The 17,331-nt window shown below is 70.7% G+C and carries 13 protein-coding genes; 5 read left to right on the top strand and 8 right to left on the bottom strand.

Features of this window, described 5'->3' with window-relative positions; translation table 11 throughout:
• Nucleotides 1–336: 336 nt before the first annotated feature.
• The 4 genes from EPO52_RS02830 to EPO52_RS02815 are packed head-to-tail and all read right to left on the bottom strand — an operon-like array spanning nucleotide 337 to nucleotide 4,270.
• Nucleotides 337–1,272 carry a hypothetical protein gene (locus tag EPO52_RS02830; protein ID WP_290801591.1) on the bottom strand — a complete coding sequence of 312 codons (936 nt, stop codon included), beginning with the start codon at nucleotides 1,270–1,272 and terminating at the stop codon, nucleotides 337–339.
• Nucleotides 1,269–2,432: a P-loop NTPase gene (locus EPO52_RS02825; protein ID WP_290801589.1), complete on the bottom strand. Its 1,164-nt coding sequence runs from the start codon at nucleotides 2,430–2,432 to the stop codon at nucleotides 1,269–1,271. The genes EPO52_RS02830 and EPO52_RS02825 overlap by 4 nt, the downstream gene beginning before the upstream one ends.
• Entirely contained in the window at nucleotides 2,419–2,943 is a 525-nt protein-coding gene (locus EPO52_RS02820; RefSeq protein WP_290801586.1) for a DUF1003 domain-containing protein, read from the bottom strand. The genes EPO52_RS02825 and EPO52_RS02820 overlap by 14 nt, the downstream gene beginning before the upstream one ends.
• Nucleotides 2,930–4,270, bottom strand: coding sequence for a CBS domain-containing protein (locus tag EPO52_RS02815; RefSeq protein WP_290801582.1), 1,341 nt, complete (start codon nucleotides 4,268–4,270; stop codon nucleotides 2,930–2,932). The genes EPO52_RS02820 and EPO52_RS02815 overlap by 14 nt, the downstream gene beginning before the upstream one ends.
• 72 nt (nucleotides 4,271–4,342) lie before the next feature.
• Here EPO52_RS02815 and EPO52_RS02810 point away from each other — a divergent pair, with 72 nt between their 5' ends.
• The gene (locus tag EPO52_RS02810; RefSeq protein ID WP_290801580.1) at nucleotides 4,343–4,840 is read left to right on the top strand and encodes a general stress protein; all 498 of its coding nucleotides are present in this window, start codon (nucleotides 4,343–4,345) and stop codon (nucleotides 4,838–4,840) included.
• A 24-nt stretch (nucleotides 4,841–4,864) separates the two neighbouring features.
• Here the strand turns inward: EPO52_RS02810 and EPO52_RS02805 are convergent, their stop codons facing one another.
• Nucleotides 4,865–6,337, bottom strand: coding sequence for an aminopeptidase P family protein (locus EPO52_RS02805; protein ID WP_290801578.1), 1,473 nt, complete (start codon nucleotides 6,335–6,337; stop codon nucleotides 4,865–4,867).
• 67 nt (nucleotides 6,338–6,404) lie between these two features.
• Here EPO52_RS02805 and EPO52_RS02800 point away from each other — a divergent pair, with 67 nt between their 5' ends.
• Nucleotides 6,405–7,280, top strand: coding sequence for a PHP domain-containing protein (locus EPO52_RS02800; RefSeq protein ID WP_290801576.1), 876 nt, complete (start codon nucleotides 6,405–6,407; stop codon nucleotides 7,278–7,280).
• Nucleotides 7,281–7,382: 102 nt separating this feature from the next.
• On the opposite strand, the gene EPO52_RS02795 is transcribed toward EPO52_RS02800, so the two are convergent.
• The gene (locus tag EPO52_RS02795) at nucleotides 7,383–8,915 is read right to left on the bottom strand and encodes a DEAD/DEAH box helicase (RefSeq protein ID WP_290801574.1); all 1,533 of its coding nucleotides are present in this window, start codon (nucleotides 8,913–8,915) and stop codon (nucleotides 7,383–7,385) included.
• A 186-nt stretch (nucleotides 8,916–9,101) separates the two neighbouring features.
• Between EPO52_RS02795 and EPO52_RS02790 the strand changes: the two genes are divergently transcribed.
• Nucleotides 9,102–9,824, top strand: coding sequence for a ferritin-like fold-containing protein (locus EPO52_RS02790; protein ID WP_290801571.1), 723 nt, complete (start codon nucleotides 9,102–9,104; stop codon nucleotides 9,822–9,824).
• A 64-nt stretch (nucleotides 9,825–9,888) separates the two neighbouring features.
• On the opposite strand, the gene EPO52_RS02785 is transcribed toward EPO52_RS02790, so the two are convergent.
• Nucleotides 9,889–10,197, bottom strand: coding sequence for a hypothetical protein (locus EPO52_RS02785; RefSeq protein WP_290801569.1), 309 nt, complete (start codon nucleotides 10,195–10,197; stop codon nucleotides 9,889–9,891).
• A 9-nt stretch (nucleotides 10,198–10,206) separates the two neighbouring features.
• Entirely contained in the window at nucleotides 10,207–10,431 is a 225-nt protein-coding gene (locus EPO52_RS02780) for a DUF3107 domain-containing protein (RefSeq protein WP_290801566.1), read from the bottom strand.
• A gap of 159 nt (nucleotides 10,432–10,590) precedes the next feature.
• Here EPO52_RS02780 and EPO52_RS02775 point away from each other — a divergent pair, with 159 nt between their 5' ends.
• A complete protein-coding gene (locus tag EPO52_RS02775) occupies nucleotides 10,591–13,845 on the top strand; it encodes an ATP-dependent DNA helicase (RefSeq protein ID WP_290801563.1) in 3,255 nt (1,084 codons plus the stop codon).
• A complete protein-coding gene (locus EPO52_RS02770; RefSeq protein WP_290801560.1) occupies nucleotides 13,842–17,270 on the top strand; it encodes an ATP-dependent DNA helicase in 3,429 nt (1,142 codons plus the stop codon). Before EPO52_RS02775 ends, EPO52_RS02770 begins: the two co-directional genes overlap by 4 nt.
• Nucleotides 17,271–17,331 lie beyond the last annotated feature (61 nt).

Here is a 17,331-nt window from a genome sequence, read left to right as displayed (position 1 = left end):
CTGGCGGGCGGTGCCGCTGCCGGGGCTTCCGCGGTGCGGCCCGTCTCTCGGCCGCCGCGGCCTGAGCCCGCCTATCTGCAGCACAAGGCCAAGTCGGCCGGGGGGCCCGAGGTTGTCGGCGCTGACGCCCGCACGGCACCTGATTCAGGGGCCGAGGGTGTGGCTGGGCCGCGAGTCGAGCCGGTGGCCGGGGCCGGGATGTCAGCAGTGTTCGACTCCGAAGCCACCTGACGGCGCCTGTTCGGGGCCACCGGTGCCCAAAACGACGGAGTATTCGGGGATTGCAGGGCTGAGAGTCCGTCGTTTGGTGAGTTCGGGGTGAAACTCCGTCGTTTGCTACCCGGATGAGGGGACGGCGAAGCCGCAGGTGGCGGCCAGGTAGTCGTAGATGGCCAGGCGGAGCTGATCGCTCGAGCGGAGGTACACCGTGCCCGCTGGGCCATCCGTGATCGTGACGGATATCGGGATGTAGGTGCCTCTCTTGTCCTCAGCGATCGCGTGCGGGTCGCAGCGGGCCGGGACGGCGGCGACAGACAACGTCTGTGGTGAGTCGCCGCCGGTGATCGTGCGGTCGAGCGGCCAGGTGTCGCCCTCGGTCGGCGACAGGAGGATGGTGGAGCGCGCCTCCTCGAGGTGCAGCTCGCCCGAGCCCATCGACGGATCCACGTGCACCGTGAGGTGCGCCACCGAGTCGGCGCCCGTGCCGGTGACCTCCAGCGTGTCGTCGAGGCGCAGTGCGGCGACGGCCGCCACCGCATCGTCGAGGCAGTCCTCCCCGGCGATCCGCTCGAGCACGCCGAAGGGGTCAGACGGCCTGCCGGTGACGATGCGTGACGTTCCGGATGCGTCCACCACCGTCACGGTGAGCGTCGGCGTCGTGGCCGGGGCGGGGCAGATGGCGGTGCCGAGCTGCACGGGCAGGTGACGGGTGAGGCCGGGCGGGACCTCGGTCGTCTTCACCCATTCCGAGGGCGCCTCGAACTGCGGCGAGCTGAACGTCGCGGCGGTGACGGTGAGGGCTGTGTCGCCCTCGTTGGTGATGGAGAGCTGCAGCATCCGGTTGCCGTAGTCGGGCCGGTTCTGCAGGATCTCGAGGCCCAGCCCGTCGATCACGACGGGGGGAGCGGCGGTGGTTCCGGCCGTCGTTCCGGCCGAAGCGGCAGCCGACGACGTCGGGGTCGTGCCCTCGGTGCCACCCGTCGGCGCGCATCCGGCCAGCAGCAGCGCGGTGAGGAGCGCTCCGGTGAGGCAGACCTGCGGCCGGCGGCTCATACGGGAGCGAGACCCAGACGGCGACCCGCCAGGTCGCGGCCGCGACGGGCGAGCGTGTCGGCCACCGCGGAGATCGCAGCGGCGGCGGGGTCGGCGGGGTCGGCGAGCACCACGGGAGCCCCCACATCTCCGCCCGAGCGGAGCGCGACGCTGATGGGCACCGAGGCGAGCAGCGGCACATCCGCGCCCTTGCGCTCGGAGAGGCGGCGGGCGACCTCGGCGCCGCCGCCGGCCCCGAACACGTCGAGCACGCTGCCGTCGGGGGTGACGAGCCCTGCCATGTTCTCGATCACGCCGTAGACATTCTGGCCCGTCTGCATCGCCACGAGCCCCGAGCGCTCGGCCACGTCGGCGGCGGCCGCCTGCGGGGTGGTGAGCACGATGACATCCGCGTTCGGCAGCAGCTGGCCGATCGAGATCGCCACGTCTCCCGTGCCGGGCGGCAGGTCGAGCAGCAGCACGTCGAGGTCGCCGAAGTACACGTCGGTGAGGAACTGGGTGATGGTGCGGTGCAGCATCGGCCCACGCCACGCCACGGCGCCGCCGGTGGCGGAGGCCTGCTCGGGGTCGATGAACATGCCGATCGAGATGACCTTCACGCCGTGCGCCACGGGCGGCAGGATCATGTCGTCGACGCGGGTGGGACGGGCGGCGAAGCCGTCGGCATCGACCAGGCCCAGGATGCCCGGGATCGAGAACCCGTACACGTCGGCGTCGACGAGACCCACCGAGAGCCCCCGGGCGGCCAACGCCACGGCGAGATTGGCGGTGAGCGTCGACTTGCCCACCCCGCCCTTGCCGCTCGTGATGGCATAGACCCGGGTGAGCGTTCCCGGCCCGAAGGGCATGACCCGCTGACCGGGCCCGCGGAGCTTCAGCGTGAGCGCCGCCCGCTCGTCCTTCGACATCACCGACACGTCGACCCGCACCGAGGAGACGCCCGGAACGGATGCCGTCGCCTCGCGCACGTCGCGTTCGATGCTCGCGGCGGCAGGGCAGCCCACGATCGTGAGTTTCAGCGCGACATCCGCTGCGCCGGTGTCGGAGACCGAGACCGCACCCACCATGTCGAGGTCGGTGATCGGTTTGCGGATCTCCGGATCGATCACCCGGCTCAGGGCGACCCGGACGGCGTCTGCCCGTACGTCAGTCGCCGGCATCCGGCTTCTTCTCACGGTCGAGCTCGTCGAGCAGAGCGCGCAGCTCGGCGCGGATGAACTCCTTGCTCGCCATGTCCTGCAGCGCGAGCCGCAGGGCCACCACCTCGCGGGCGAGGTACTCGGTGTCGGCGAGGTTGCGCTCGGCGCGCTGCCTGTCCTGCTCGAACTGCACGCGGTCGCGGTCGTCCTGCCGGTTCTGTGCGAGCAGGATGAGCGGCGCGGCGTACGAGGCCTGGAGCGACAGGATGAGAGTCAGCGCGGTGAAGCCGATCGCCGCCGAGTCGAAGCGCAGCGACTCGGGCCCGAGGGTGTTGAAGAGCATCCACACCACGACGAAGAGGCTGAGCCCCACGAGGAACCAGGGCGTGCCCATGGCACGTGCGATGGCCTCGGTGACGCGGCCGAAGCGGTCGCGGCTGACGGGGGCCGGACGACGCGTCAGAACGGTGCTGCGACGGCCCTTCGGGGCGTCGAGCGCGCCACTGTCCTGTCTGCCGTTAAGACGTGCCATTGCCGGTCCTCCTTCCGCGGAATGCTAAGCGCGGTGCTCCGGCCGGAACCCGCGGGGGCGTGCGATCCGGCACCCGCTGGGGGGCGTCGTCATCGCTGTCGTTACTTCGCCAGTCGTCGGGCAGGAGATAGTCGAGGACGTCGTCAATGGTCACCACCCCGACAAGTCGGTGGTTGTCGTCGACAACGGGAACGGAGACAAGGTTGTAGCTGGCCAGGATGCGCGCCACGACAGCCGCCGACGTGTCGGCGCGCACGGGCTCGAGGCCCTGGTCGAGGATGGTGCCGAGTCGCTCGTGCGGGGGGTAGCGCAGCATCCGCTGGAAGTGCACCATGCCGAGGAAGCGGCCGGTGGGCGGCTCGTAGGGCGGAAGGGTGACGCAGATGGCCGCGCCCAGGGCGGGGGCGAGTTCGTGCCGGCGGATGAGCGCGAGCCCCTCGGCCACGGTGGCGTCGGCGGAGACGATGATGGGCTCGGTGGTCATGAGGCCACCGGCGGTGTCGGGGGCGTAGGCGAGCAGCATGCGCACGTCGTCGGCCTCTTCGGGCTGCATGAGTTCGAGCAGGTGCTCGCCCCGCTCGTCGGAGAGCTGCGCGATGAGGTCGGCCGCGTCATCCGGCTGCATCTGGTCGAGCACGTCGGCGGCGCGGTCGTCGTCGAGCTGGGACAGGATCTCGACCTGCTCGCTCTCGGGCATCTCCTCGAGCACGTCGGCGAGACGGTCGTCCGGGAGCTCTTCGGCCACCTCGAGCATGCGGGCCTGCGGGAGGTCGAGCAGGGTGTTGGCGAGGTCGGCGGGCTTCAGGTCGCTGAAGGTGGCGATGAGCTGTTCGGCCGACTGGGCCTGGCCGGCCGCGGTCTTCTCGCGCACGTCGGCCCAGGTGGTGAACACCGTGGCGCCCTTGGCGAAGGGGGAGGAGCTCGTCTTCGGGCGGCGCACGAAGAGCTGGGCCACCGCCCACTCGCCGGGACCGTACTCCTCGATCGCGACGTCTTCGATGGAGGCTTCGCCGGATCCGTCGTTGAACACGACGGTGCGGCCGAGCAGTTCGGCGATGACCCGCACCTCGCCGCCGCGCTGCTCGAAGCGTCGCACGTTGATGAGGCCCGTGGTGATGATCTGGCCGCTCGAGATGCTCGTGACTCGCCCGATCGACACGAACACCCGTCGGCGGCCCGGGATCTCGACGATGAGGCCCACGACGCGCGGTGGATCGCTCTTGCGGTACACCACGAGAACGTCGCGCACCTTGCCCAGGCGGTCGCCCGCGGGGTCGAAGACGGTGCACCCCACCAATCGGGCGACGAAGACTCTGGTGGCACTCACGACTACTAACTTAGACCTTCACTTCAGCCCCGACCCGGAGGGGCGCACAGGCGCGCGTGGAAGAATGGGGCGGTGACTGATCGCCCGCCACAAGCCCGACGCACCTCCTCGCTATTCGCGACCCTGCCCACGGGAGACACGGTGGGAACGTACGAGGGTTATGCGGAAGCCCAGGCCGCGGTCGAACGGCTCGCGCAGAGCGACTTCCCGCTGAAGTCGGTGTCGATCATCGGGAGCGACTTGAAGACCGTCGAGCAGGTCACAGGCAAACGGAGTTACGGGCGGGCGGCCCTCGCAGGAGCGCTCTCCGGCCTCTGGCTCGGGTTGTTCTTCGGGCTGTTGCTCGTGCTGCTCTCGCCGACCACCACCAGCGCGCTCTTCCTCGGCGCGGCCGCGCTCATCGGTGCCGGTTTCGGCTTGTTCTTCAACATCGCCGCGTACAGCATCAACCGTCGGCGCCGCGACTTCACCTCGGTGATGCAGGTGATCGCCACGTCGTACTCGGTGATCGTCGAACCCGAGCACGCCAACCGCGCCCGCAACATCCTCGAGTCGCCCGAAGAGCGCTAGCGGCTGAGCGGGGCGCGGACGCGGCTACGCCTGCAGGCGGGCGTACCAGGCCTCGACCTCGTCGGCCGTGCGGGGGATGCCGGCCGAGAGGTTCTCGGCGCCATCCGCCGTCACCAGGATGTCGTCCTCGATGCGCACGCCGATGCCGCGCATCTCCACCGGCACCGTGAGGTCGTCGGGCTGGAAGTAGAGGCCCGGTTCGATGGTGAACACCATGCCCGGCTCGAGCACGCCGTCGAGGTACATCTCACGGCGGGCCTTCGCGCAGTCGTGCACATCGATGCCGAGGTGGTGGCTCGTGCCGTGCACCATGTAGCGACGGTGCTGCTGGTTGTCGGCCTCGAGCGCCTCCTCGGCGGTGACGGGCAGGAGGCCCCACTCGGCGGTACGTTTCGCGATGACCTGCATGGCCGTCTGGTGGATCTCGCGGAAGCGGATGCCCGGCCGCACGATGGCGAACGCCGCATCCGCCGCCTCGCGCACGGCCTCGTACACCCGGCGCTGCACCTCGGTGAAGGTGCCGTTCACGGGGATCGTGCGGGTGATGTCGGCGGTGTAGAGACTGTCGAGCTCGATACCGGCATCCAGCAGGATGAGGTCGCCGGGTACCACGGGGCCGTCGTTGCGCGTCCAGTGCAGGATGCAGGCGTGCGGGCCCGAGGCGGCGATCGTGTCGTAGCCCACGGTGTTGCCGTCGAGGCGGGCTCGCGTGTTGAACACGCCTTCGACGAGGCGCTCGCCGCGCTCGTGGCGGCTCGAGCGCACGAAGTCGGCCACGACGTCGTCGAAGCCGTGCGCCGTCGCGGCGACGGCCCGGCGCATCTGCTCGATCTCGTAAGCGTCTTTCACGAGGCGCATCTCGGAGAGCACCCGCGCGAGGTCGGCGTCTCCGCCGTCGCCGGCGCCGGCGGGGAGGCTCTCGTCGGCTTCGCGCAGCACGAGAGTGGTGTCGTCGAAGTCGACGGAGTCGAACTCGGCGATGCCACGGGTGGGCAGGGCGAGGTCGCTTGCGACCTGCTCGAGCGAGGGACGGGGGCCGATCCAGAACTCGCCGATCTCGGGGTTGGCGTAGAACTCGTCGGAGTCGCGGCCGGCGCGCTCGCGGAAGTAGAGGGTGGACTCGTGGCCGGCGTCAGAGGGCTCGAGAACCAGGTAGGCGCCGGGCTCCGCATCCGAGGCCCAGCCGGTGAGGTAGGAGAACGCGGAGTGGGCTCGATACGGGTAGTCGGTGTCGTTGGAGCGCTGCTTCGGCGCGCCGGAGGGGATGACGAGGCGCTTGCCGGGGAACTGCTCGCTGAGGCGTGCACGCCGCTCGGCGGCGAATCGCGCCTGCTCGCGAGCGGGCGGAAGAGTGTCGACGCGCTCGGCCCAGCCACTGCCGATGTAGTCGCGGAAGGCATCCGACCCCGGTGTGGTGGAGCGGTTGCTGGTGGCCCTGGGCTCCGGCGTCTCGGTATTCGCGTGGGTGGCGGTGGTCTCTGCGGTCGTCTCAGCCATGCGTCCATTCTCCACCCGTGACCTGGGTGTGCGTCTGCGGGGACAGGCGACTGAGTACGATTGGGGGATGTCTTCCGATCGGCGGTTCACCGGGCCGATCGACCTGCACACCCACAGCCGGGTCTCCGACGGCACGGAGTCGCCTGCGGAGCTTGTGCGGGCTGCCGCCGCAGCCGGTCTCGGCACGGTGGCGCTCACCGATCACGACTCCACCGCAGGGTGGGGCGAGGCCTCCGCCGCGGCCGAGAGCGCCGGGATCACGCTGATCCCCGGGATGGAGCTGAGCACCCGGATCGGGTGGTCGAGCGTGCACCTCTTGGCCTATCTGTTCGATCCCGCGGATGCCGATCTGCTCGACGCCACGGCGCGCATCCGGGAGGCGCGGCTGCTGCGGGCCGAGCAGATGGTGGAACGCATCTCGCGCGACTACGACGTGACCTGGGACGACGTGCTCGCGCAGACCGAACCCGGCGCGACCGTGGGGCGCCCGCACATCGCCGACGCGCTCGTGGCGCGAGGACTCGCGCCCGATCGGAGTGCGGCGTTCGCCGGCATCCTGCACTGGCGGGCCGGCTACTACCAGCCCCACGACGCACCGGAGCCGCTCGAGGCCGTGCGCCTCGTGGTGGCGGCCGGGGGAGTGCCGGTGATCGCGCATCCGGCCACCCGGTCGCGGGCCGACATGCAGTTGGAACCGGTGATCGGGCAACTGGTCGACGCCGGGCTATTCGGGCTCGAGATCGACCACCGCGAGAACACGCCGGAGGGGCGGGTGCGTCTGCAGCATCTCGCGTCGCGCTACGGTCTCGCGCTGACGGGCTCGAGCGACTACCACGGCGCGGGCAAGCCGAACCGTCTGGGCGAGAACACCACGTCGCCCGAGGTGCTCGACGCCCTCATCACGCGTGCGACCGGTTCGAACCCGGTCTACCCGCCGTCGTGACCGTGTAAGTACGCACATAGAGAAGACCGAGCCCGTATATGGCGTCGGTCTTCTCTATTTGCGTACTTACAGCGTCACGCGACTTTAACCGCGGGCCAGTGACTACTCCGCGCGCGGAGCGCGGCGGCGGGTGCGCGAGCGGCGGCGCGGGGCGCTGTTGCCGTCGTGGTGCTCGGAGCCGGCGCCCGTGGAGGTGGACTCCGTCGAGGCGGCCGAAGAGGTGTCTGCGGTGGCCGTCGTGGTCGCGGCACCCTCGGCGGGGCCGGCGGAGTCACCGCGCGAGCGGTTGCGACTGCGGGGCGGGCGGGAGCCGCCCTCTGCGGAGCCACTGCCGGCCTGGCCACCCGAGCGCGAACCGCCCTGGCCGCTCGAACGCGATCCGCCTCGGCCGCCGCGGTCACCGGAGCCGCCCGCCGAGCCGGAGCTCGGGCGTGCCTCTTCCGAGCGGGTGCTCGCCCTGAGGCGCCCGCGGGTGCCCTCGGGGATGTTCAGGTCGGTGAACAGGTGCGGCGACGACGAGTAGGTCTCGGTGGGCTCGGGCTGGCCGAACTCGAGGGCGCGGTTGATGAGGGCCCACTTGTGCAGGTCGTCCCAGTCGACGAACGTGACGGCGATACCCGTCTTGCCGGCGCGGCCCGTACGGCCGGCGCGGTGCAGGTAGGTCTTGTCGTCATCCGGGATGGTGTGGTTGATCACGTGGGTGACGTCGTCGACGTCGATACCGCGCGCCGCGACATCCGTGGCGATCAGGATGTCTTTCTTGCCGGCCTTGAAGGCGGCCATGGCACGTTCGCGCTGCTCCTGGTTGAGGTCGCCGTGCACGGCGGCGGCGTTGAAGCCGCGGTCGTTGAGCTCCTCGACGAGCTTGGCGGCGGCGCGCTTGGTGCGGGTGAACACCACGGTCTTGCCTCGGCCCTCGGCCTGCAGGATGCGGGCGATGACCTCGTCTTTGTCCATGTTGTGGGCGCGGTAGATGAGGTGCTTGATGTTGGCCTGCGTGAGCCCCTCATCGGGATCCGTCGCGCGGATGTGGATGGGCCGGTTCATGAAGCGGCGCGCGAGCGCCACGATCGGGCCGGGCATGGTGGCCGAGAAGAGCATGGTGTGCCGGCCGGCCGGGGTCTGTGCGAAGAGCTTCTCGATGTCGGCGAGGAAGCCGAGGTCGAGCATCTTGTCGGCCTCGTCGAGCACCATCTCCTGCACGGCGCCGAGGTTCAGCAGACGCTGGCCGGCGAGGTCGAGGAGGCGGCCGGGAGTACCGACGACGATCTGCGCGCCGGCCTTGATCTGCTCGATCTGGCCTTCGTAGGCCTTGCCGCCGTAGATCGAGACGATCTTGGTGGGGCGGTTCCCCGCGGCGATCTCGAGGTCTTCGGTGACCTGTACGCACAGTTCGCGCGTGGGCACGACCACGAGCGCCTTGACGCCGGGCTCGGGGTCGAGACCCAGACGCTGGATGAGCGGGAGACCGAAGCCGAAGGTCTTGCCGGTGCCCGTCTTGGCCTGGCCGATGATGTCTTGCCCGTCGAGGGCGAGGGGGATGGTCTGCTCCTGAATGGGGAAGGGTTCGAGAATCCCCTTCGCGGCCAGAGCGTCGACCATGTCCTGGTCGATGTTGAGTTCACTGAAAGTCACTATGGATACCTGTCGTGGTTGCGAGCCGCTGGGGATGAGCACTGCGGTGAGAACTGTGCGGGGCACATGCTGCGATCAGACGCGAGCGGATCCGACGATGGCGTCGGACAGCGGCGATTGCCCCGAGTTTCGTCAGGGCCCGGGTCGAGTTTAGTCGACCGGGACTCACATCTGCGCTCTTATAGGATGAGCGTCGTGTTCGGATTCCTCCGCCGCCCGAAGGTGCGCATCGACATCCCGCGGCTCCGGCCCCGGGAGGACACGGTCTACCCCAAGGTGAACCTGGCCGAATTGACGCCCGAGGTACTTCCCTATCTCGGTCAGGCCGCCTACGTGCAGCTGGCGATCTTCGAAGAGGTCTCGGATGCCATCGCCGCCGCACCGAGCGTGGCCACCAAGCAGGCACTTGCGCCCGCGGCCAGCCAGGCACTCGACAAGCACGAGCGACTCGTGGCCGAGATCCGGCGGCGCGTCGATGATCCTGCCGCGGTGATCGAGCCCTTCACCATCGGGATCGACCGCTATCGCGCCGTCGTGAAAGGCGCCGACTGGTACGAGCAGCTGGCCAGCGTGTACCTCACGGCGGGCATCCTCGACGACTTCTTCAAGCTGCTCGCCGCGGGTCTGCCCGGCGACATCGCGCCGCGCTGCATCACCATCCTCGACGCCGAGACCGGCCGACGGGCCCTCATCGACGTGCTGTCGGATGCCATCGCGGCCGACCCGGTACTGGGCTCGCGTCTGGCGCTGTGGGGCCGGCGTGTCGTGGGTGACACCCTGCTGGTGGCGCGCTCGGCCATCCACCTCACGGGCAACCCGGAATCGGACGAGCAGCGCATCGAGCCCGTGTTCACCGAGATGATCGCGGCGCACACACGGCGCATGGACCAGCTCGGCCTCACCGCCTGAGACCGGCCGGCCGGAGCCGCGACGGAGGCCCGACGCAGCGAGTGGTCGGCTGAGTGGCCGACGGCTACTCGGGGAGCGGCACCCGCCCTGACAGCAGCAGCTCGAGACGCTCGGCGTCGTGTTCTTTGCGCATGCGACCGATCAGGATGTCGGCCACCACGACCACGACGGCCGTGACCACGAGGCTCACCACCCAGATCCATCCACCGTCCCACGCCCAGCCGAGCCAGGTGAGGGCGACCCACACCACGGCCGACACCGCAGCGCCGATGGCGGGGATGAGGATCACACCGTGCCGGTCGCGGTTCGGCAGCAGATAGCGTGCGCCGAGGCCCAGGATGATGCCGCCGAGGGTGATGAACAGGAGTTCCATGAGGGAACGCTAGCCGACGAAGCCGACGCGGCGCGATTCCTCGCTGCCGATCTCGACGTAGGAGAGGGAGGCGACGGGCACGAGGTAGACCTTGCCCTTGTTGTCGGTGAGCGAGACGTGGGTGCCGCCGTCGGTGAGCGCGGCCGCGACGGCCTTCTCGATCTCCGCGGGGGTCTGGCTCGACTCGAAGTTGAGCTCTCGGGGGGAGTTGGCGATGCCGATACGAATGTCCATCAGGTGCCTTTCACATCACGTGACCGGATTGGCGATCACCAGCCCAGATTACGGTACGCGCCGGGGGCATCCGGTCCTTTCCACAGGCCCCGGGCACCAGCCCACAGCGAACACGCCGCGAGACCCGTGGTGTCGGTGCCGACCAGTACCGTGGATGCCGTGACGAACGACGCCCCATCCCCTTCGCACGCCGCTGTGCCCGATCTCGATCCGGCGCAGCGCGAGGCGGTGGAGCGCGCGCCCGGCTCGTCCTTCGCGGTGATCGGGGCGCCGGGCACCGGCAAGACCGTGACCCTGCTCGAACTGGTGGCCCACCGGGTGGCCGAGCACGGCGTCGCCCCCGAGCGGGTGCTCGTGCTCACCCCCACCCGGCAGAGCGCCACGCGGTTGCGCGACCGTATCGCCCTGAGGCTCGGCATCCCGAGCAACGGGCCGCTGGCGCGCACCGCGAACTCGGCCGCGTTCGAGATCGTTCGGCGCAGCACGGCGGCGGCCGCCGCGGCCCGCGGCGACTCGGTGCGGCCGGTGGCGCTCCTCACGGGGGCGGAGCAGGACCACATCGTGGCCGAGATCCTGCAGGGCGAGATCGACGACACGGAGACGGGCGAGGCGCTGTCGCGCTGGCCCGACACGCTGCCCCCCGAGGTGCGGCGGCTGCGGGAGTTCCGCACCGAACTGCGCGAGCTCATGATGCGCGCCACCGAGAACGGCATCTCCGCCGACGCGCTCGGCCGGCTCGGCGTGCAGCACGGGGTGCCGGAGTGGATCGCGGCGAGCGGGTTCATCCGCGACTACGCCGGCGTGCTCGACGCCTTCCCGTCGGCCTCACTCGACTCGGCCGAGCTGCTGGCGGAGGCCCGGCGGGCGCTGCGGTCGGGCGACGTCGAATCGCGGTTCGACCTCGTGGCGGTCGATGACTTCCACGACCTGTCGATCGGCGCCCTCACTCTCGTGCGCGAGTTCGCGCGTCAGGGTGCCGACGTGGTGGCGTTCGGAGATCCGGATGCCGCGACCACCGGTTTCCGCGGCTCCGATGTGCGGGCGCTCGGCCGTCTCGCGCAGGTGCTCGGGGTGCCGACAGGTGCGCCCGTGGTGCTCGGCACCTCCTATCGGCAGCAGGGGCCGCTCCGGGAGTTCACCCAGCGGGTCACCGAGCGCATCGGCGCGGCGGCCGCAGGCCGCCAGCGCGCCACCGCCGACGCGGGTACGTCGGCTGCCGGGGTCGCCGCGGGGCGGGTGCTCACGATCCGGGCCGAGACGCGGGCCGGGGAGGTGGCGACCGTGGCACGGCTGCTGCGCGAGCGCTTCCTGCTGCACGGCACCGACTGGTCGCAGATGATCGTGGTGGTCCGGTCGGGTGCGCTGGTGCCCGCCATGGCACGCGGGCTCGGGCTCGCCGAGGTGCCCACGCGCACGCTCTCTGCCGTGCAGGCACTGCGCGACGACTACGCGGCCCGCCACCTCGCCGAAGGTGTGGCGCTCGCCGTGGGGAGGCAGGAGCCGACACCCGAGGTGCTCTCATCCGTGATCCTGGGGCCGCTCGGCGGGGTCGACGCCGTGGGGCTGCGGCGGTTGCGGCTCGCGCTGCGGCACGAAGAGCTCGCGCACGGCGGATCGCGGCACTCCGACGAACTGCTCGAAGAGGCGGTGCGGGTGCCCGGGTCGCTCGCGGTGATCGATTCCGCGCCCGCCCGCCGGGTCGCTGCGCTCGGCACCACCCTCGCCGCCGTCGCCGAACGGTACCGCGCCGGCGACAGCATCGAGGAACTGCTGTGGGAGCTGTGGCAGCGAACCCACCTCGCGGCCCGGTGGGGCGAGCTCGCGGCGGGCACCGGCATCGTCGCGGATGAGGCCAACCGTCATCTCGACGGCGCCGTCGCGCTCTTCACCGCCGCACGGCGCTCGGTCGAGCGGGAGCCCGATCGGCCCGCCGACCTGTTCCTCGACGAGTTCTTCGGGGTCGAGGTGCCTGAAGACACGCTCTCGCCGCGCTCCCGCTCCGACTCGGTGCTCGTCACGACCCCCACCGGAGCGGTCGGCGCGGAGTGCGCCGTGGTCGTGGTCGCGGGCCTCCAGGAGTCGGTCTGGCCGAACCTCCGGCTGCGCGGCTCGCTGCTGCATGCCCAGCGTCTGAGCGCGCTCGCCGACGCCGGAGGCGCGGGGGCGGATGGCGCCGGGTCACCGCGCGATGCCCCGCTCGGCAGCGGTGCAGGTGCCGACGCCGGAGGTTCCGGCGGTTCCCGTGCGGGCTCCGACGGCGACCGCATCGGCGAGCAGACCCGGGCCGATGTGTTGTCAGACGAGTTGCGGATGTTCGCGCTCGCCGTGTCGCGGTCGAGCGAGCTCACCGTGCTCAGCTGCGTGTCGAACGAAGACGAGCAGCCCTCGCCGTTCTTCGGGCTGGCACCGGATGCCGACCCGGTACCCCCCGTGCGTCATCCGCTCTCCCTCCGCGGGCTCACGGGGCACCTGCGCCGGCGCGTCACGGAGGAGGGCGATGCCCGGGCCGCGGCCGCGCTGGCCCGACTCGCCACCGAGCGGGTGCCCGGAGCCGACCCCGCCGAGTGGTACGGCCTGCTGCCGTCGTCGACCGAGGAGCCCGTCATCGATCCGGATGACGAGGAGGCCGTGGTGCGGGTGTCGCCCTCACGTATCCAGGCCTTCGAGGACTCGCCGCTCATGTGGTTCGTGGATCAGGTGGCGGGCGGCGCGCCCAGTATCGCGGCCGGGATCGGCACCATCGTGCACGCCGTGATGGAGCAGGCGAGCGCCGACCCCGATCGCGACCCGAGTCCGGAGGAGCTGCAGGAGGCCGCCGACGAGCGCTGGCGCGAACTGCGGTTCGAGGCGCCCTGGATCGAGCAGCGCGAGCGGCGTGCTCTCGAGACGAAGCTGCGCGGGCTCTCCGATTACCTGCGGGAGTTCCGGCGGGCCGAGAACTCGGGCAGCAAACAGCTCGTGGGGGCCGAGGCGGTGTTCACCTTCCGGCAGGGCCGCGCGCTCGTGAGTGGGTCGATCGACCGGGTCGAGCGGGATGCCGACGGCTCGCTGCGCGTGATCGACCTGAAGACGGGCAAGTACCCGGTGAGCGAGGGTGACATGCCGGCGCACGCCCAGATGGCCGCGTATCAGGTGGCGCTCATCCGCGACTCGGTCGAGGGGATCGAGCCGGGCGACGTGCTCGGGGGTGCCCAGTTGCTCTACGTGTCGAAGGGAACCAGAGGGTCGACCTTCACGCTGCGCACGCAGCATCCGCTCGACGACGAGGGGCTCGCCGAGATCGAGCGACGTATCGAGACGGTGGCGGAGGGCATGGCGGGCGCGGTGTTCAGAGGCGTGGCCGACCCGGGGGAGCGCGACAACCAGAGCCGCTACGAGTACCGCATCCAGCTGATCAAGGCGGTGTCGGAATGAGCGACGCCCTCTTCGACCTGTCGGCGCTCGACGACCCGGAGGCGTTCGCACCCGTTGGCGCACGGGTGGCGGCGGAGGAGCGCGGCGGGGCTCAGGTGACGGAGGCGGCCCGTGCCGCTGCCACCGCTGCGGAGATCTCCGCCTTCGACATCGCCGACCGGCTCGGGCTGCCGCGCCCCACCGACCAGCAGCGCGCGGTGATCGAGGCTCCGATGGATGCGCGCATCGTCGTGGCGGGTGCCGGCAGCGGCAAGACGGAGACCATGGCGAACCGGGTCGTCTGGCTCGTGGCCAACGGCCTCGTGGGAGTGCCCGAGGTGCTCGGCCTCACCTTCACGCGCAAGGCGGCCGGTGAACTGGCGGTGCGCATCCGCGACCGGCTCGCCCAGCTCGCGGCCTCCGGCCTCGGCGACGTGGTGTTCGATCGTTTCGACGCACCCGAGATCGCCACCTACAACGCCTTCGCGAACAGCATCTTCCGCGAGAACGCCGTCACCATCGGCCGCGAGGGTGAGGCGGCGGTGCTGAGCGAGGCCTCGGCCTGGCAGCTGGCCCGCAAGGTCGTGGTGGCCTCCGGCGACGAGCGCTTGCTGCGCATCGACAAGTCGGTCGACGTCGTCACCTCGGCGGTGCTGCAGGTGAGCCGCGCCCTGAGCGAGAACGTCGTGTCGTCCGGGCCCGTCGCACGGTACGCCGAGCAGTTCGCCCGCATCGCGGAGCTGCCGAAGGCCGCGGCGAAAGACGGCTCGATTCCGCCCGGCGTGTTCGCCTACGTCGAACGCGCCGTGGGCCAGGTGTCGGCGCTGCCGTTGCTGCTCGACCTCGCGGATGCCTACGCCGAGGAGAAGATCCGCCGCGGCTACGTGGAGTTCTCCGACCAGATCGCGCTGGCGCTCGCGATCGTCGAGTCGAACCCGCGCGTCGTCGCCGACTACCGCGAGCGCTATCGCGTGGTGCTGCTCGACGAGTATCAAGACACGAGCGTGGTGCAGACCCGGTTGCTCTCGACGCTCTTCCGTGGTCACGCCGTGATGGCCGTCGGCGACCCGCACCAGTCGATCTACGGATGGCGGGGCGCCAGCGCCGCGAACCTCGCCCGCTTCGGTCGCGACTTCGGCGGGGCAGAAGCTCCGCCTTTCGCCCTTTCGACGAGCTGGCGCAATCCACAGCTGGTGCTCGACGCGGCCAACACCCTCGTGGCGCCGCTCTCGGCCTCCGCGGGGATCGCGGTCGAGAAGCTCGCCGCGCGGCCGGGCGTGGCCCGGGGCGCGCTCGACGTGCGTTTCGAGGAGACCATCATCGACGAGGCGCACTCCGTGGCGGCCTGGTTCGAGGAGCGTCTGGTTCCTGATGCCGACGGGCGCCGCCGTTCCGCGGCCCTGCTCTGCCGCTCGGTGAAGAAGATCGAGCCGTTCACCGCGGCGCTCGAGGCCCGCGGCATCCCGTACCACGTGCTCGGAATCGGCGGTCTGCTCGCTCAACCCGCCATCGCCGACCTCGTGTCGACCCTGCGCGTGCTCTACTACCCGACGGCCGGTCCCGACCTGCTGCGAGTTCTGGCGGGAGCGCGCTGGAGGATCGGACCCAAAGACCTGGTGGCGTTGCGCTCGCTCGCATCGTGGATCGCCGAGCGCGACCATCGTTTCCAGAAGCTGGATCCCGACGTCACAGGGCAGCTGCGCGCATCCGTTGTGGCCGATGAAGACCGCTCGATCGTCGATGCCCTCGATTTCATGGCCACCGCGAAGCCCGAGCACAGCGCGCTGGCGGGGTTCAGTGACATCGGGCGGGAGAGGTTGCGCCGCGCTGCCCTGCAGCTCGCCCACTTGCGCAGCCGTGCCGGTCTCGGCCTGCTCGACTTCGTCGACCTCGTGCAGCAGGAGCTACTGCTCGATGTCGAGGTGCTGGCGAGTCCGCATGCGGCGGAGGGCCGCGCCGGGCTCGATGCCTTCGCCGAGCAGCTCACCTCGTTCCTCGCGCTCGACCCCGCGGCCGGCCTCGGCGAGTTCCTGGCCTGGCTCGAGGAGGCCGAGAAGCGCGACCGCCTCGAGCCACGCAGCGACGAGCCCGAGCCCGGCACGGTGCAGATCCTCACAATCCACGGGGCGAAGGGGCTGGAATGGGATGTGGTGGCCATCCCGCGCATGGTCGAGAAGGAACTGCCGGGGGCCCCGATGTCGACCCAGGGCTGGCTCACGTTCGGCGAGCTGCCCTTCGACTTCCGCGGTGACGCCGCGGAGCTGCCGACACTGCACTGGCGGGGCCTCGACGTGCAGAACGATTTCCGGCCCGCTCTCGACGCCTTCAGCGATGCCAACTCGAACCACTACGCGGCCGAGCAACGGCGGCTGATCTACGTGGCCGTCACTCGCGCCCGAGAGCACCTGCTGCTCGCCGGCTCGTTCTGGACAACCGGGCTCAAGGGTGCCCGAGGCCCGGGCTCGTACCTGCGGGAACTCGAGTCGGCAGGCCTGATCGAGCACGGCGTGCTTCCGGAGGCGCCCCAGGCCGAGGAGAATCCGCTCGCTGAGGCGGAGAGCTGGACGATCTGGCCGCGTGATCCGCTCGGCGGCCGGCGGTCGCGGGTGGCGGCTGCCGCCGCTCTGGTCGAGCGGGCCGACCCGGCAGCGGCCACTCCCTGGGATCACGAGATCGAGCTGCTGCTCGCCGAACGGGCCGCGCGCGACGGCGAGACGCTGCTCGATCTGCCCGCGCGCATCCCGGCCTCCCGCTTCAAGGACTACGTGTCGGAGCCGCAGAAGGTGCTGCGCGGCCTCGCCCGGCCCATGCCGGAGCGGCCCTACCGCCAGACCCGGCTCGGCACCCGGTTCCACAGCTGGGTGGAGGAGCTGTACCGGCGCGGCGGGAGTACCGACCTCGTGCCCGCATCCGCTCTGGGTGACGACGCCCTCGACCGCCTGGACCACGAGACCGACGCCTTCGAAGACTCCTCCTCGCGACCCGTCGATTTTGGCCCTTCCCGTGCCGTCATGGGGCCAGAATCGACGGATCGCGAGGAGCAGATGGGGCTCGAGGAGGCGGAGCAGCGCCGGCTCGACGAACTCATCGCGCTCTTCGGTGCCTCCGACTTCGCGGGGCGGAAGCCCGTGGAGGTGGAGGTGGAGATCCACCTCGTGCTCGCCGGCCGCATCATCATCTGCAAGATCGACGCGATCTTCGCCGAGGGCGACCGCTTCGAGGTGGTGGACTGGAAGACGGGCAAGGCGCCCGTCGATGCCGACGACCTCGAGCTGAAGCAGCTGCAGCTCGCCCTCTACCGGCTCGCCTATGCGCGCTGGAAGGGCATCGACGTCGACCGCGTGGACGCGTCGTTCTACTTCGTGGCCGACGACCGCGTCATCCGGCCCGAGCGGCTCTTCAGCGAGGCCGAACTGGTGGCGCTCATCGAGAGCTCGATGGCCTGACGTCGGCGCCGGCGCGCGACGGGAAGGCCGGGCCGTCGCGCGCGGATCGACTTGCCGCGAA

The sequence above is a fragment of the Herbiconiux sp. genome (assembly GCF_004297105.1).
Lineage (GTDB): Bacteria > Actinomycetota > Actinomycetes > Actinomycetales > Microbacteriaceae > Herbiconiux.
The sequence above is the reverse complement of the archived record's forward strand: the minus strand, read 5'-3'. Positions and strand labels throughout refer to the sequence as shown.

Bases quoted from the DNA above. Each gene is read 5' to 3' on its own strand.
- EPO52_RS02830 (WP_290801591.1), bottom strand. From the start codon at position 1,272: ATGAGCCGCCGGCCGCAGGTCTGCCTCACCGGAGCGCTCCTCACCGCG.
- EPO52_RS02825 (WP_290801589.1), bottom strand. From the start codon at position 2,432: ATGCCGGCGACTGACGTACGGGCAGACGCCGTCCGGGTCGCCCTGAGC.
- EPO52_RS02820 (WP_290801586.1), bottom strand. From the start codon at position 2,943: ATGGCACGTCTTAACGGCAGACAGGACAGTGGCGCGCTCGACGCCCCG.
- EPO52_RS02805 (WP_290801578.1), bottom strand. From the start codon at position 6,337: ATGGCTGAGACGACCGCAGAGACCACCGCCACCCACGCGAATACCGAG.
- EPO52_RS02800 (WP_290801576.1), top strand. From the start codon at position 6,405: ATGTCTTCCGATCGGCGGTTCACCGGGCCGATCGACCTGCACACCCAC.
- EPO52_RS02790 (WP_290801571.1), top strand. From the start codon at position 9,102: ATGAGCGTCGTGTTCGGATTCCTCCGCCGCCCGAAGGTGCGCATCGAC.
- EPO52_RS02785 (WP_290801569.1), bottom strand. From the start codon at position 10,197: ATGGAACTCCTGTTCATCACCCTCGGCGGCATCATCCTGGGCCTCGGC.
- EPO52_RS02780 (WP_290801566.1), bottom strand. From the start codon at position 10,431: ATGGACATTCGTATCGGCATCGCCAACTCCCCCCGAGAGCTCAACTTC.
- EPO52_RS02770 (WP_290801560.1), top strand. From the start codon at position 13,842: ATGAGCGACGCCCTCTTCGACCTGTCGGCGCTCGACGACCCGGAGGCG.